Origin of the sequence: Curtobacterium sp. Arg-1 (assembly GCF_025643395.1) — a bacterium.
In the GTDB taxonomy this organism is placed as follows: domain Bacteria; phylum Actinomycetota; class Actinomycetes; order Actinomycetales; family Microbacteriaceae; genus Curtobacterium; species Curtobacterium poinsettiae.
The window spans coordinates 2154208-2169118 of the sequence record NZ_CP095731.1; the positions used below are offsets into that span (position 1 = coordinate 2154208).

Here is a 14911-nt window from a genome sequence, read left to right on the forward strand (position 1 = left end):
ACGCGAGCCACGCCTCCCGGGCCGCGTTACGCACCCGTCCGCTCAGCGGCAGCTGCCGACGGTCCGCAGGCCGTCCTCGGTGAGCGGCAGCGCGTCCGCGGTGATGCGGACCGTCGCGTCCGACTTCGACACGTCGAGTGAGCGCACCCGCAGCGCCTCGGGCAGGAACTGCGCGGTGCAGACCTGCACCGGGACGCCGGTGACACCCGGGATCGAGTCGACCTTCAGACCGAGGTCGGAGTTCGTGATCCGGACGCTCTCCGGGGTGATCGAGATACCGCGGCCGTCGTCCTGCGCGACGACGGCACCCTTGGCGGCGTAGGTGATGTCGTAGCCGAGCACCGACGACGACCCGGTCAGCTCGACCCCACCGTCGGCCAGGCTGAGGCGGTCGAAGAGCGGGCTGTACTTCGCCAGGTCCTTGACGCTCGACGACGCCAGGGTGACCGTGCCGTCGACGTCGCGGACGTCACCCTTGCCGTCCACCGGGACGTCCTGCGCAGTGACGTCGGCGGCGAGCGGGATGCCGTCGACCGTGAGCTTCTCCGAGGAGATCTCGACGCGATCGAGCGTGCCGCTGATGAGCTGCGGGATGACGATGCCCTCGGCGTGCGCGTCGACCTGGCCGGTCGTGCCGTCGGGCAGCGACTGCTCGACCTGCTGGGCGATGATCCGGTCGACGACGCCGCGCAGCACGAACTCGGCGACGACGACGAGGCCGGCGAGCACCACGACGAGCACGAGCAGGACGACGGGCCAGCGGCGGCGCTTGGTGGGGCGTTCGGTGGCTGCAGGCATGCGTCCTAGCCTGCCAGCCCGGCCTGCGGCGCAGCTGCGGCCGGGCGCGGCCGGGCGCGGCCGGGCTGCGGCCGGGCGCGGCCAGGACGCAAAACACCGGTGTTCGCGCTCGACACCCCGGGATGCGGGTGTTCGGTGCGCGAACACCGGTGTCTTGCGGAGAGGGCGACCGCTACATGCGGGACGGAGCCGACACGCCGAGCAGGCCGAGGCCGTTCCGGACGACCTGGCCGGTGGCGTCGTTCAGCCACAGGCGCGTGCGGTGCAGGTCGGTCACGGGCTCGTCGCCGAGGGGCGTGACGCGGCAGGAGTCGTACCAGCGGTGGTACAGGCCGGCCAGCTGCTCGATGTAGCGCGCGATGCGGTGCGGCTCGCGCAGCTCGGCGGCGTGCCGGACGACCCGCGGGTACTCGGCGAGGGCTCCGAGGAGCGCGCTCTCCGACTCGTGGGTCAGCAGCGAGGCGTCGAACACCGACCGGTCGACCCCGGCGGCCGCGGCGTTCCGGGCCACCGACTGGGTGCGGGCGTGGGCGTACTGCACGTAGAAGACGGGGTTGTCGTTCGTGCGCTTCGTGAGCAGGTCGAGGTCGATGTCGATCGCGGTGTCGCTGGCGAAGCGGACCAGGGCGTAGCGGCCGGCGTCGACACCGACGGCGTCGACCAGGTCCTCCATCGTGACGATGGTGCCGTTGCGCTTCGACATGCGCATCGGTTCGCCGTCCTTGAGCAGGTTGACCATCTGCCCGATCAGGATCTCGAGGTTCTTGCCCGGCTCGTCGCCGAACGCGGCGCACATCGCCATCAGCCGGCCGACGTAGCCGTGGTGGTCGGCGCCCAGCATGATCAGGTTGCGCTCGAACCCGCGCTCGCGCTTGTCGAGGTAGTACGCCAGGTCACCGGCGATGTACGCGGGTTCGCCGTCCGACTTGATGACGACGCGGTCGCGGTCGTCGCCGAAGTCGGTGGTGCGGAGCCACTCGGCGCCCTCGGCCTCGTACATCACACCGGCCGACCGCAGTCGGGCGATGGCACGCTCGACGGCCTTCGACTCGTGTAGCGCGTTCTCGTGGAAGTAGACGTCGAAGTCGACGCCGAAGTCATGCAGCGACGACTTGATGTCGGCGAACATGAAGTCGACGCCCTCGCGGCGGAAGAGCTCCTGCGCCTCGTCACGCGGCAGGTCGCGGACGTCGGTGCCCGGCTCGAGGGTCGCGATGACCCGTGCCGCGATCTCGGCGATGTAGGCGCCGCCGTAGCCGTCCTCGGGCGTCGGCTCACCGAGGGCGCTGGCCACGAGGGAGCGGGCGAAGCGGTCGATCTGCGCGCCGTGGTCGTTGAAGTAGTACTCGCGGGTGACGAGCCCGCCCTGCGCCTGGAACACGCGGGCCAGGCTGTCGCCGACCGCTGCCCAGCGCACGCCGCCCATGTGGATCGGACCGGTGGGGTTGGCGGAGACGAACTCCAGGTTGATCCGGACGCCGTCGTACAGGTCCCCGGTGCCGAAGGACTCGCCGCCGTCGACGATGGTGCGCGCGATCTCACCCGCGGCGGCGGCTTCGAGCGTGATGTTGATGAAGCCCGGGCCGGCGACGTCGACCGAGTCCACGCCGTCGAGCTCGGTCAGCTCACCGGCGATCTCGGTCGCGAGCTCGCGCGGGTTCGTGCCGAGCCGCTTCGCGAGCTGCATGGCCGCGTTCGAGGCCCAGTCACCGTGGGCGCGGTTCTTCGGACGCTCGAGCACCACGTGGGACTCCTCGATCGTCACGGTGTCGGACGCGCCTCGGCGCTCGACGATCCCGGTCAGGATCGACAGGTACGCGGCGGAGAGTTCGGCTGGAGTCACGAGGACCGATCCTACCGGGACGCCCAGGTCCGCACCGATCGATGCAGCATCATGTCGGGATGACCCCCCGCAGCCGTGCCCGGGCGCTCACCGTCGCCACCCTCACCACCGCAGCAGCCGTCGTGCTCGCCGGGTGCTCGGGCGGCGGGGCCAGCACCCCGTCGGCCCGTGGCACCCCCGCGGGCAAGCCGGTGTCGCAGACCTGCGGGGAACTCCTGCCGATGAGCGCCCTGTCCGTGTACGGGCAGACCTTCGAGCTCGACGACTCGTTCACACCGGCGAAGGGCTCCCCCGCCGCGACCATCGCGAAGCAGCAGGGCCGCGTCTGCCGGTTCGTGAGCACCGACGCGGACGCCACGGCGATCACGTTCGCGGTCGCCGACCTGCCTGAGAAGTCGCTCACCAACCTGAAGGACGCCCTGTACGAGCGGGGCGGATCGGTCCCCACCTACCGCGTCGAGGGGTACTTCGCCCTGAACGGTGCCGTCGGCCGGGCGGATGCCTTCGCCGACCCGTACTGGATCACCGCGCAGTCGACGCTGTTCACGGAGCCGGGTGGGGCGCAGCCCGTCGTCGACGCGGTGCGGGCCGCGCTGCAGCCGTCCGCGACGGGGTCGGCGACGCCTGCGGGCTGACGCACGCGGGCCGGCACGGTGCGCGGTCCGCCACCCGGTGCGCGGTTGCGTGCCCGGTGCGCGCTTCCAGCGCCGCACGGAACGCGGAACACCGCACCGGAACGCAACCCGCGCACCGTGCGGACGGGAGGCCCGTGGCGGGCCCGCACCGCGCCTCCCGTCCGGCGACCCCCGCGTCCACAGCGCGACACGCGCTGTCCAGGACCACCCACCGGACCTGCTACGGTTGTTCACACCCCTTGGCCCCCATAGCTCAGGGGATAGAGCACTGCCCTCCGGAGGCAGGGGCGGAGGTTCGAATCCTCCTGGGGGCACTGGACACACCCGCGCAAGCAGACGTCTTCGCTGCGCTCTGTCGGCTGCGCACGATGTCGCCTGCGGCGACCTTCCCCCGTTGGGGCTCCTCGTCGAGTGAGCAGAACGCGACGGGTCGAGGCGGGTGACCCGACGTCTTCTGCTCACTCGGCGCGCGACGCCCCGCCCCGCCCCTGCGCTACCCCGTGTTTCCGAGCGGGACACCTCGGTCCCCTAGGATCACGGGCCGGTCGTCCCGCACGCGACCGGGAAGAGGCCTCGATGACCACCGGCACCGGGAACGCGCAGCTCGAACTCGCCCGCGGCGGCGACGCACCCGCCCCACGGACCCTGTTCGACGTCCTTTCGGCGACCGCGGCGACCCATCCGGACGCCACCGCGCTCGAGGACCCCGCCGGCAGCGTCGACTACGCCGCCCTGCTCGACCTGGTGCACGCGCAGGCCGACGACCTCGCACGCCGGGGCGTCCGGCGCGGGGACCGGGTCGGGGTGCGGATCCCCTCCGGCGGGCGCGACCTGTACCTGTCGATCCTCGCCGTGCTGGCCGCCGGAGCCGCCTACGTGCCCGTCGATGCCGACGACCCCGAGGAACGCGCCACCCTGGTGTTCGGCGAAGCCGGTGTCGTCGGGGTGATCGGTGCCGGCGGCGTCCTGCGCGATCGTGACGGCACGGAACTGCCCGTGACCGACCCTGCGGCGAGCGCCGAGCTCCCCCGCGAGACCGACGACGCGTGGATCATCTTCACGTCCGGGTCGACCGGGGTGCCGAAGGGCGTGGCGGTCACCCACCGCAGTGCTGCGGCGTTCGTGGACGCCGAGGCGCGGATGTTCCTGCAGGCGGCGCCGATCGGTCCGGGTGACCGGGTGCTGGCGGGGCTGAGTGTGGCCTTCGACGCGTCGTGCGAGGAGATGTGGTTGGCGTGGGGGCACGGTGCCGCGTTGGTGCCGGCGCCCCGGTCGCTGGTGCGGACGGGGGTGGACCTGGGGCCGTGGCTCATCGCGCACACGATCACGGTGGTGTCGACGGTGCCGACGCTCGCGGCGTTGTGGCCGGACGATGCGCTGGAGCAGGTGCGGCTGGTGATCTTCGGTGGTGAGGCGTGCCCGCCGGAGCTGGCGGCGCGCATCGCGAGTCGTGACCGTGAGGTGTGGAACACGTACGGGCCGACCGAGGCGACGGTGGTGGCGTGCGGGTCCCTGCTCGACGGGAGCCAGCCGATCCGGATCGGGTTGCCGCTGGACGGGTGGGACCTGGCCGTGGTGGACGGTGCCGGGCAGCGGGTGGAGCCGGGCGGTGTCGGTGAGCTGGTGATCGGTGGGGTCGGGCTGGGGCGGTACCTGGACCCGGCGAAGGACGCGGAGAAGTACGCGCCGTTCCCGGAGCTCGGGTGGGAGCGGGCGTACCGGAGCGGGGACCTGGTGCGGTACGAGCCCGAGGGGCTGGTGTTCCAGGGGCGTGCGGACGACCAGGTGAAGCTCGGCGGTCGGCGGATCGAGCTCGGTGAGATCGATGCGGCGCTGCAGGCCCTGGACGACGTGGCGGGTGGTGCTGCGGTGGTGCAGCGGACCCCGGCGGGGAACCAGGTGCTCGTCGGGTACGTGGCGCCGGTGGCGGGGGCGACGGTGGACGTGGCGGCGGCGAACGCACGGTTGCGCCAGGAGTTGCCGGCGGCGCTGGTGCCGTTGGTGGCGGTGGTGGAGTCGCTGCCGACACGGACGTCGGGCAAGGTCGACCGTGCGGCGCTGCCGTGGCCGTTGCCGGGGGCGACGGACGCGGCGATGCTGCCGGACACGGTGGCGTGGATCGCCGAGCGGTGGTCGGCGATCCTCGGGGTGCCGGTGGCGAGCGTCGACGACGACTTCTTCGCGCACGGCGGTGGGTCGTTGACGGCGGCGCAGCTGGTGTCGGCCATCCGTGAGCGGTTCCCGACGACGACGGTGGCTGACGTGTACGACCACCCGCGGATCGGGGCGTTGGCGGCGGCGCTGGACGAGTCCGGGCCGGTCGAGGCGTCGTCGCGCGACGTGGCTCCGGTCCCCCCGGCGACGGGGCTGCTGATGACGCTGCTCGGGCTGCCGGTGCAGGTGCTCCGCGGGCTGCGGGTGCTGACGTGGACGGCCCTGGTGGCTGCGGTGCTGCACGCGACGACGTTGCCGTTCCTGCCGGTGCTGCCCTGGCCGGTGCTGGTGCTGATGCTCCTGGTGTTCGTGACGCCGATCGGCAAGATGGCGCTGACGGCGGTGCTGGCGCGGCTGCTGCTCGCCGGGGTCGGTCCGGGCTCGTACCCCCGTGGGGGTTCGGTGCACCTGCGGGTGTGGTTGGCCGAGCGCATCGCCGAGGCGGTGGACGGCCCGTCGACCGCGGGTGCCCCGTGGATCAGCTACTACGCACGGGCGCTCGGTGCGCGGATCGGGCGGGACGTCGACCTGCACACACTGCCGCCGGTGACCGGGATGCTGACGATCGGCAAGCGCGCGTCGATCGAACCCGAGGTCGACCTTGCCGGGCACTGGCTCGACGGCGACGTGTTCCACCTGGGGCACGTCCGCATCGACGACGACGCCGTGGTGCGGAGCCGGACGACGCTGCTGCCGGGGGCGCACGTCGGCGCGGGTGCCGAGGTGACGGCGGGTTCCGCCGTCGGCGGTCCGGTGCCGGCGGGCGAACGCTGGGCGGGGGCGCCGGCGGAACGCGTCGGGTCGGCTCGCGGCGACCGGGAGGCCCGCCCTGCGGTCCGTCGCCGCTGGCTGCTCGCGTACGGGGCCGGGTCCCTGGCGGTGGCCGGGTTGCCGGTGGTCGGTGTCGCGGTCGGACTGCTGGTCGCCCTGGCCCTGGTGGGGCGGGCGTCGGCCCTGGGCGACGCGGTGCTCCGCGCGCTGGTGACGGTCCCCCTGGCGACGGTCGTCGCCGGTGCGGTGTACGCGCTGCTGGTGGTGGTCGCGGTGCGGTTGCTCGGCATCGGCCTGCACGAGGGGCGGCACCCGGTGCGCTCCCGGATCGGCTGGCAGGTGTGGTCGACCGAGCGGGTGCTCGACGCGGCGCGGACCCTGCTGTTCCCGCTGTACGCCTCGCTCGTGACGCCGGTGTGGTTGCGCCTGCTCGGCGCCCGGGTCGGTCGGGACACCGAGATCTCCACGGTGCTGCTCATCCCGGCGCTGACGCAGATCGCGTCGGGGGCGTTCCTGGCCGACGACACCATGGTGGCCACCTACGAGCTCGGCGGCGGTCGGGTGCGGATCGGTCGGTCGAAGGTCGGTCGTCGGGCGTTCCTCGGCAACAGCGGGATGACGGGCGCCGGACGCTCGGTGCCGCGCGAGGCCCTGGTGGCGGTGCTGTCCGCCGTGCCGAAGAAGGCCAAGCGCGGGTCGTCGTGGCTCGGATCACCCCCGGTGCGGCTGCGACGAGCGGCGACGGAGTTCGACGAGGCACGCACGTTCCGTCCGTCCAGGCGGCTCAAGGTCTCCCGCGGCTGCTGGGAGCTGCTGCGCCTGGTCGCCCCGATGGTGTCCGCCGCGATCGCGCTCGGCGTGGCCGGCACACTGCTGGCGCTGTGGTCGGCCGTCGGGATCGGGTGGACGGTGCTGCTCGCCGGTCCGGTGCTCATCGCCGCCGGTGCCGTCGCCGCAGTGGTGTCGACGATCGCGAAGTGGGCGTTCGTCGGCCGGATCACCGCCCGGGAGCACCCGCTGTGGTCGTCGTTCGTGTGGCGCAACGAGGTGCAGGACACCTTCGTCGAGACCGTCGCCCGGCCGTGGTTCGCCGAGCAGGCCACCGGCACCCCTGCTCTGGCCGTCTGGTTGCGGAGCCTCGGCGCGACGATCGGGCGCGGGACCTGGCTCGAGACGTACTGGCTGCCCGAGGCCGACCTGGTCACCATCGGGTCCGGGGCGTCGGTGGCGCGGGGCACGGTCGTGCAGACGCACCTGTTCCACGACCGCGTGATGCAGCTCGACACCGTCCGGCTCGACGCTGGCGCCACGCTCGGGCCGCACAGCGTGGTCCTGCCGGCGGCCGGCATCGGTGCCGGGGCGACCGTCGGACCGTCCTCGCTCGTGATGCGCGGTGAGCAGGTGCCGCCGGGGTCCCGCTGGGCCGGCAACCCGATCGCTCCGTGGACAGCGGCACCGCCCTCGGTGACAGCCCCACCGGCACCATGAGGTTGACTGTCCCCGTGCCCACCGATCCCGCTGCAGACCCCTACACCCCGCACAGCGGCGACCGACGTTGGAGTGCGGAGCACTACGAGCTCCGGCTCGACTACCGCGTCGCCACCAACCGCCTGGACGGCACCGCGACGATCACCGCGCGCGCCCTCGAACCCCTCGACAAGGTCGTCATCGACCTGCACGGGCTCACGGTCGACCGCGTCGACGTCGACGGCCGACGCGCCAAGAAGGTGTCGACCGCCACGCACAAGGTGACCGTCACCCCGGCCGACCCGATCGCCGCCGACACCGTGTTCAGCGTGCACCTGCGGTACCGGGGCACCCCGCACCCCGTGCGCAGCGCATGGGGGCAGCTCGGGTGGGAGGAACTCTCCGACGGCGTGATCGTCGCCGCGCAGCCCACCGGGGCGCCGTCGTGGTTCCCGTGCAACGACCGCCCCGACGACAAGGCCACCTACCGCATCGAGATCGCGGCCGAGGCGGCGTACGACGTCCTGGCGAACGGCGAGCTGCTCGCCAAGGAACGTGACCGCGTCGGCACCCGCTGGACCTACGCCACCACCGAGCCGATGGCGACGTACCTGGCGACCGTGCAGATCGGCCGCTACCGCACCGCGAAGCTGCGCACGAGCGGCGTCCCCGTGACACTGCACCACCCCGCCGACCTCGCCGCCGCCGCGAAGACCGACTTCGGCCAGGTGCCGGAGATGCTCGCGCTCTTCGGTGACCGGTTCGGCCCCTACCCGTTCGCGGCGTACGCCGTCGTGGTGACCGACGACGACCTCGAGATCCCGCTCGAGGCCCACGGCCTGGCGGTGTTCGGCCGGAACCACGTCGACGGCGAGCACGGCACCGACCGTCTCATCGCCCACGAGCTCGCCCACCAGTGGTTCGGCAACTCCGTGACCGTCACCCGGTGGCAGGACATCTGGCTGCACGAGGGGTTCGCCTGCTACGCCGAGTGGCTGTGGTCCGAGGACCGCGGCGACGACACCGCCGACGTGTTGGCCGAGCGGTACCGGCAGGGACTGCTCGAGCAGCCGGAGGACCTGGTGGTCGGTGACCCGGGCGCAAAGGACATGTTCGACGACCGCGTCTACAAGCGCGGCGCCCTCGCCCTGCACGCCGTCCGCCGCACGTTCGGCGACGACGCCTTCTTCACCGGGCTGCGGAGCATCACCGAGCGGCACCGGCACGGATCCGTCACCGTGCAGGCCGTGCTCAGCGCCTTCGCGGACGCCGCCGGCCGCTCCGTCGCGGACGTCCACGCGGTGACCGGGCCCTGGGTCGACGAGGTGTCCGTGCCGGCGCTGCCCGCTGGCTAGCAGGCTTCGCCGCGTCGACTATCCCGCCAGCTCGCCGTCGACCGGGTCGCAGCTGACCTCGGACCACACCGCGTCGAGCGACAGCCCGACCACACCGGCGACCGACGCGATCGTCGAGAACGCCGGCGTCGCGATGCGCCCGGTCTCGATCTTCCGGAGCGTCTCCGGCGAGATCCCCGCAGCCAGGGCGGTGTCCACGATCGACCGCGGACCCCGGGCACGACGGAGCAGCGCACCGAGGCGACGACCGCGCGCGACCTCGTCCGGGCGGAGTGGGAGACGGACCATGACCACATAGTAATACCGGTATGATCATCCGCGTGATCGAGATCCTGACCCCCGCCGAGGTCGACAAGGGCCGCGCCACCGGAGCCCTCGTCGGCACGATCCTGCAGACCCTGCGCGAACGCACCCGCGTCGGCACGAACCTGCTCGAGATCGATCGGTGGGCGAAGGAGATGATCGAGGCCGCCGGCGCCGACTCCTGCTACGTCGACTACGCCCCCTCGTTCGGCCGCGGCCCCTTCGGCCACCACATCTGCACCGCCGTGAACGACGCCGTCCTGCACGGACTGCCCCACGATCAGGCGCTGCGTGACGGCGACCTGCTGACCCTCGACCTCGCGGTCTCCCTCGACGGCATCGCCGCCGACGCCGCGATCAGCTTCGTCGTCGGCACCGCGCGCCCCGAGGACACCGCACTCATCGACGCCACCGAGCGAGCGCTGGCCGCGGGCATCGCCGCCGCCGGACCCGGGGCACGCATCGGCGACCTGTCGCACGCGATCGGCACCGTGCTCGAAGCCGCGGGCTACCCGGTGAACGTCGAGTTCGGCGGACACGGCATCGGCTCCACCATGCACCAGGACCCGCACGTGTCGAACACCGGCCGCCCGGGCCGCGGCTACACGCTCCGACCGGGGCTCCTGCTCGCGCTCGAACCGTGGGTGATGGCGGACACCGACGTCCTGGTCACCGACCCGGACGGCTGGACCCTGCGGAGCGCCACCGGAGCGCGGACCGCCCACACGGAACACACCATCGCGATCACCGAGGACGGCGCCGAGGTGCTCACGCTCCCCCGCTGACCGTCCCGACCACGTCGACGGGCAGGCCACCCGCTGCGACGACGAGCACCACGTCCGGCGCGGGGAACAGCACGGTGAGCGGTTGTCCGACACCCTCGAAGCGGGCCGTGCCGCCGACCACGTCGACGTCCACCGCGAGCGGGTCGACGCGCAGCCCACGTCCGTCGCGTTTCAGCACGGCCTCCTTGGCCGCCCACGCGGCAGCGAGGAGCGCCGGGTCCCCGTCGGCCCGGAACAGTTCCCCCGGCGTGAAGGCGTCGAGCGGCGCGGCGGCGACCCGGGACACCCGTTCGACGTCGACACCGAGTGCCGCCGGTCCGACCGCGAGGGCGACGACGCCCGGTGCGCGCGACAGGCTCGCGCCGACCGGGACGCCCGCAGCACTCGCCCACGGACGGCCGTGGTCGGCCTCCGCGCAGTGCGGGCACACGCGCCCCGCGCGCACCGCGACCGGCTCGGCACCCGTCGCCGACGCGACGGCGGCGACCAGTGCCTCCCGGTCGTCCGCGCGCGCAGCGCCCGGTGTCCGGATGGTCACCGTGACGGCCTGGAGGCGCGGCTCACCGACCCGGGCAGCGCCCGTCGGTCGTGTGGCCCGGCCCAGAGCGGATCAGGCGTGCGTCAGCGCGATGAGCGCGACGTTCATGGTGCTGTACTGACCCTCGGAGCGGGTCGCCTGGCGGACTCGTCCGCGCAGGACCTCGTAGCGGCCGTCGTGCTCGCGCACGAAACCGATCACGCCCGTCGCCGGAGTCGACACCCGGTGGTAGCCGTCCTCGAGCGGGACGACCTCGGTGCTCGTGGTGCGTTCCATCGTTCTTCCCCTTCCGTTCATCCTCGAACAGTGGCGCCAGCATACCCCGGTACGGGGGACAGGACGTCCACAGGAAGCACCCTCCGGAGCGTTCCCCCAGAGTCTGGCGGTGCCCCTGCGTGGCCTGGATAGACTCCGGGCGACAGCGCCCTCGTGGCGCGGTCCGGGGCGGTGCCACGGGGTACCGACCGGCGACGGACGGAGGACGGATGCGAGCGGTCCAGCACGGATCGGACACGGACGGATCGAGCGGGCACAGGGGGACAACGCGGCTGTGGAGCCGTGTGACGGCCGCCCTCGTCGCGATGCTGATCGTCCTGGCTCCGGCAGCGACCGCCCACGCCACGGCGCCCGTCGACCTGGGCGGGACGTACGTCCTCGACGAGGCCGACGCGCTGACCGCACCACAGCAGGCGCGGGTCGAACAGGCCGTGCAAGACCTGTACGCCGAGACGCAGACGCAGCTGTACGTCGTGTTCGTGCCCTCCTTCTCCGATCCAACCGACCACACCGAGTGGGGTCGGGCGGTGCTCGAGAAGAACCAGATCGACAGCGGCGGCATCCTGCTCTCGGTCGCGGTCACCGAGCGCAACTACGACGTGCAGCAGACGAACGAGACCGCGATCTCGGAGTCCGACGTGCAGAACGCCGTCGACGATTCGCTGCTGCCCCGGCTCAAGCAGGATGACTGGTCCGGCGCCGCCGTGGCCTTCGCCGACGGGCTGACCCAGTCGCAGGCCCCGGTCGACCTCACCTGGCTGTGGATCCTGCTGCTCGTCGTGGTCGTCGGACTCGTCGTCGTGGTCCTGGTCGTCCGGACCCGCAACAAGCGCCGCACCGCCGCAGCCACCGAGGCACAGGAAGCCTCGCTCGCCGACCTCGAACGCAGCGCCGGCGGCGCCCTGGTCACGATCGACGACGAACTCCGCACCGCCGAGCAAGAGGTCGGGTTCGCGAGCGCGCAGTTCGGCCCCGACGCCGCCAAGCCCTTCGCCGACGCCGTGCAGGCCGCCCAGCGCGAGGTCCGCAAGGCCTTCACGATCCGGCAGCAGCTCGACGACGAGATCCCCGACACCCCCCAGCAGCGCGCCGAGTGGGCGAACCAGATCATCGTCATCTGCGAACGGGCGCACGCCGCGATCGAGGAACAGACCGAGGCGTTCGACCAGCTCCGCTCGCTCGAGGACGGCGTCGAGGACGCCGCCGCGTCGCTCGCCCAGGCCGTGGCCGCCGCACCGGCCTCGGTGGGGTCGGCAGCCGCCGCACTCGACCGCGTCCGCGCCCGCTACACCGGCCGCACCCTCGCAACCGTGGCGAACAACGTCGACCAGGCCCACCAGGTGCTCGCCTTCGCGACCGAACGCTCCAACGCGGCCACCGCCTCGATCGCCGCCGGCGACAAGGGCGAGGCGGTCGTCGCCGTGCGCGACGCCCAGCACGCCCTCGCCCAGGTGCAGCAGCTCACCGACGGCGCACTCGCCGCCGAGCAGTCCTTCGACGAGGCCACCGCCCGCGCCGAGGCGATGCGCATCGACATCCAGGGCGACGTCGCCGCCGCCCGCAGCCTGCGCTCCGGCGGCCCGGACCTCGCCGCAGCGGTCACCCGCGCCGAAGCCGTGCTCCGCCAGGGGCTCGACCCGAAGGACCCGGTCGCCGCCGTCGACGCCCTGACCCGGGCGAACACCGAGATCGACCAGGCCATCGCCGCGGCACGGGGTGCCGAGGAACAGCGCCAGCGCGCCACCCAGGCACTCGACGCCGCCCTGCGCGACGCCCGGAACCGGATCAGCCAGGCCCGCGACTACGTCTCCCTGCACCGCGGCGGCATCGGTCCGACTGCCCGGACGCGACTGTCCGAGGCCCAGCGTGCCTACGACGACGCCGTCGAACTCGCCCCGAGCAACCCCGGCCAGGCGCTGAACGCCGCCCGCGCGGCCGAGCAGTACGCCGCAGCCGCGATGGACGCCGCGAACGACGACCTGGACGGCTGGGGCGGCGGTCAGGGCGGAGGCGGTGGCGGCGCCCAGCTCGGCGGACTCGTCACCGGACTCGTCCTCGGCGGCCTGCTCGGTGGTCGCGGCGGCAGCTACGGCGGCGGTTCCTTCGGGGGCGGCGGCTTCGGCGGCGGCGGCTTCAGCGGCGGTGGCGGCTTCGGCGGAGGTGGCGGCGGAGGGGGCGGCGGCTTCTCCGGCGGCGGCCGCTTCTGACCCGACGGACTCCCCCGGCACCCAGAACCAGACACGACCCGACAACACCGTCCACAGGACTTCCACGAAAGGGAACAGCAATGGCCAAGCAGACCATCTTCGGACGCATCTCCACCCTCGTGCGCGCGAACATCAACCAGATCATCGACGACGCCGAGGACCCGCAGAAGATGCTGGACCAGCTCGTCCGCGACTACACGAACAACATCGCCGACGCGAAGACCGCGATCGCGCAGACCATCGGCAACGTCCGCCTGCTCGAGCAGGACCACGAGGAGGACAAGAAGGCCGCGGTCGAGTGGGGCCAGAAGGCCGCCAACGCCTCCACCGCAGCCGACAAGTACCGCTCCGAGGGCAAGTCGGCCGAGGCCGACAAGTTCGACAACCTCGCCAAGATCGCGATCGGCAAGCAGATCGCTGCCGAGCAGGAGGTCAAGGACGCCGAGCCGAACCTGGCGTCGCAGAACGAGGCCGTCGAGAAGCTCAAGACCGGTCTCGCCGGCATGGAGCAGAAGCTCGAGCAGCTCCGCGCGAAGCGGGACAACCTCGTCGCCCGCTCGAAGACCGCCGAGGCCCAGTCCCGCGTCAACGACGCCCTCGGCAACATCGACGTGCTCGACCCGACGAGCGACCTCGGCCGCTTCGAGGAGAAGGTCCGCCGCGAAGAGGCGAAGGTGCTCGGCCAGCAGGAGCTGCAGTCGTCGAGCCTCGACGCCCAGTTCGAGAGCCTCGAGGACGTCGGCAAGGACGCCGAGGTCGAAGCACGGCTCGCCGCGCTGAAGTCCGGCGGATCCTCGAGCATCTGACGAACACCCTGACGACGCCGGACCCCAGCTGACAGACTGAGACGATGCACTTCCTCGTGGTCGGTCAGTGGCAGGGTTCGGCGTCGTCGCGCGCGATGCGCCTGGGTGACGGCGCGTCGGCGATCGCAGCCGACCTCCCCCGGGCGTCCACCACCGTGGTCGATGTCCCGGCCGGCGCCGGAGACCGCCTCGAGACCGCGGTCGCCCGCTACACCTCGGTGCTCGCCGTCGCCGAACGCGTCGCGGAGGAGACCGCCGTCGCCACCGAACCGGTGCTCGTCGTCGGCGGTGACGGCGCCAGTGTCCTCGGCACGACCGCCGCCCTTCTGCCGGACACCGCGTTCGTCCGGATCTCCGGCTCCAGCGGGTACCGCGCGCTCAACCGTGCCCAGCCCGTCGCCGCCGAGACCGCCGCCCTGCGTCTGCTGGTCGACCGCCCCGACGACCTGTTCCCCGGCCTGCCGGTGGTGCCGGCGTCCTCGGTCGTCGTCGCCGGGGTCCGCGGGGTCGAGGACGCCGAGCGCGCCGCCCTCGACAAGGCCGGGATCGTGCACCTCGACGTCGACGCCGCCACACCGGACGCCCTCGCCGCAGCGGTCGAGCGCACCGGTGCGTCGTCCGTCTTCGTGCACGTCGACCTCGACGTCCTCGACCCGTCCGAGGTCGACGGACTGCTCGAACCCGTGCCGTTCGGCCTCGACGGCGCAGCGCTCGTCGAGCGCATCCAGGCCGCGACGCGCGGCCGGCGCCTCGTCGGCGCCGCACTCACCGGGTTCGCGCCCGTCGACCCGGGCCGTGCAGTGGACGACCTCGGCGTGATCCTGCGCGTCGTCGGCGCGGTGACCAGCGCCTCCCGGGTGGGTTGACCACGCACCCCGCGCGCCCGGCGCACCCCATGCCGGTCCGCGTACGC

At 72.9% G+C, this 14911-nt stretch carries 12 protein-coding genes and 1 tRNA gene; 8 read left to right on the forward strand and 5 right to left on the reverse strand.

The features are described 5' to 3' along the window. Positions 1–42 precede the first annotated feature (42 nt). Both MXD64_RS10275 and argS read right to left on the reverse strand, forming a co-directional pair. The gene (locus MXD64_RS10275; RefSeq protein WP_017885762.1) at positions 43–798 is read right to left on the reverse strand and encodes an LmeA family phospholipid-binding protein; all 756 of its coding nucleotides are present in this window, start codon (positions 796–798) and stop codon (positions 43–45) included. Positions 799–970: 172 nt separating this feature from the next. Further along, positions 971–2641: an arginine--tRNA ligase gene (argS, locus tag MXD64_RS10280; protein WP_017885763.1), complete on the reverse strand. Its 1671-nt coding sequence runs from the start codon at positions 2639–2641 to the stop codon at positions 971–973. Positions 2642–2700: 59 nt separating this feature from the next. On the opposite strand from argS, the gene MXD64_RS10285 reads away from it, so the two are divergent. The 4 genes from MXD64_RS10285 to MXD64_RS10300 all read left to right on the forward strand — a co-directional run bounded on the left by MXD64_RS10285 (position 2701) and on the right by MXD64_RS10300 (position 9083). After that, complete coding sequence (locus MXD64_RS10285; protein WP_071251723.1) at positions 2701–3276, forward strand: hypothetical protein; 576 nt, start codon at positions 2701–2703, stop codon at positions 3274–3276. A gap of 242 nt (positions 3277–3518) precedes the next feature. Next, a tRNA-Arg gene (locus MXD64_RS10290) sits at positions 3519–3590 on the forward strand. Positions 3591–3852: 262 nt separating this feature from the next. Next, positions 3853–7749, forward strand: a complete 3897-nt coding sequence (locus tag MXD64_RS10295) for a Pls/PosA family non-ribosomal peptide synthetase (protein ID WP_263136384.1) — start codon at positions 3853–3855, stop codon at positions 7747–7749. A gap of 14 nt (positions 7750–7763) precedes the next feature. After that, positions 7764–9083, forward strand: a complete 1320-nt coding sequence (locus MXD64_RS10300) for a M1 family metallopeptidase (RefSeq protein ID WP_263136385.1) — start codon at positions 7764–7766, stop codon at positions 9081–9083. Positions 9084–9101: 18 nt separating this feature from the next. On the opposite strand, the gene MXD64_RS10305 is transcribed toward MXD64_RS10300, so the two are convergent. Further along, positions 9102–9371 carry a helix-turn-helix domain-containing protein gene (locus MXD64_RS10305; protein WP_031259117.1) on the reverse strand — a complete coding sequence of 90 codons (270 nt, stop codon included), beginning with the start codon at positions 9369–9371 and terminating at the stop codon, positions 9102–9104. Positions 9372–9403: 32 nt separating this feature from the next. On the opposite strand from MXD64_RS10305, the gene map reads away from it, so the two are divergent. Then, positions 9404–10171: a type I methionyl aminopeptidase gene (map, locus tag MXD64_RS10310; RefSeq protein WP_031259118.1), complete on the forward strand. Its 768-nt coding sequence runs from the start codon at positions 9404–9406 to the stop codon at positions 10169–10171. Here map and MXD64_RS10315 read toward each other — a convergent pair. Together MXD64_RS10315 and MXD64_RS10320 are read right to left on the reverse strand one after the other, a co-directional pair. Further along, entirely contained in the window at positions 10155–10709 is a 555-nt protein-coding gene (locus MXD64_RS10315) for a 4'-phosphopantetheinyl transferase superfamily protein (RefSeq protein WP_263136386.1), read from the reverse strand. The genes map and MXD64_RS10315 overlap by 17 nt on opposite strands. Before the next feature lie 72 nt (positions 10710–10781). Beyond that, the gene (locus MXD64_RS10320; protein WP_017885770.1) at positions 10782–10985 is read right to left on the reverse strand and encodes a hypothetical protein; all 204 of its coding nucleotides are present in this window, start codon (positions 10983–10985) and stop codon (positions 10782–10784) included. A gap of 284 nt (positions 10986–11269) precedes the next feature. Here MXD64_RS10320 and MXD64_RS10325 point away from each other — a divergent pair, with 284 nt between their 5' ends. The 3 genes from MXD64_RS10325 (at position 11270) to MXD64_RS10335 (ending at position 14864) form a co-directional block, all read left to right on the forward strand. After that, positions 11270–13192: a TPM domain-containing protein gene (locus MXD64_RS10325; RefSeq protein ID WP_263136387.1), complete on the forward strand. Its 1923-nt coding sequence runs from the start codon at positions 11270–11272 to the stop codon at positions 13190–13192. Between the two features lie 80 nt (positions 13193–13272). Then, entirely contained in the window at positions 13273–13998 is a 726-nt protein-coding gene (locus tag MXD64_RS10330; RefSeq protein WP_017885772.1) for a PspA/IM30 family protein, read from the forward strand. Between the two features lie 44 nt (positions 13999–14042). Then, a complete protein-coding gene (locus MXD64_RS10335) occupies positions 14043–14864 on the forward strand; it encodes an arginase family protein (RefSeq protein WP_262159714.1) in 822 nt (273 codons plus the stop codon). The last annotated feature ends 47 nt before the right edge of the window (positions 14865–14911 follow it).

Bases quoted from the DNA above. Each gene is read 5' to 3' on its own strand.
- MXD64_RS10275 (WP_017885762.1), bottom strand. From the start codon at position 798: ATGCCTGCAGCCACCGAACGCCCCACCAAGCGCCGCCGCTGGCCCGTC.
- MXD64_RS10285 (WP_071251723.1), top strand. From the start codon at position 2,701: ATGACCCCCCGCAGCCGTGCCCGGGCGCTCACCGTCGCCACCCTCACC.
- MXD64_RS10295 (WP_263136384.1), top strand. From the start codon at position 3,853: ATGACCACCGGCACCGGGAACGCGCAGCTCGAACTCGCCCGCGGCGGC.
- MXD64_RS10305 (WP_031259117.1), bottom strand. From the start codon at position 9,371: ATGGTCCGTCTCCCACTCCGCCCGGACGAGGTCGCGCGCGGTCGTCGC.
- MXD64_RS10320 (WP_017885770.1), bottom strand. From the start codon at position 10,985: ATGGAACGCACCACGAGCACCGAGGTCGTCCCGCTCGAGGACGGCTAC.
- MXD64_RS10330 (WP_017885772.1), top strand. From the start codon at position 13,273: ATGGCCAAGCAGACCATCTTCGGACGCATCTCCACCCTCGTGCGCGCG.
- MXD64_RS10335 (WP_262159714.1), top strand. From the start codon at position 14,043: ATGCACTTCCTCGTGGTCGGTCAGTGGCAGGGTTCGGCGTCGTCGCGC.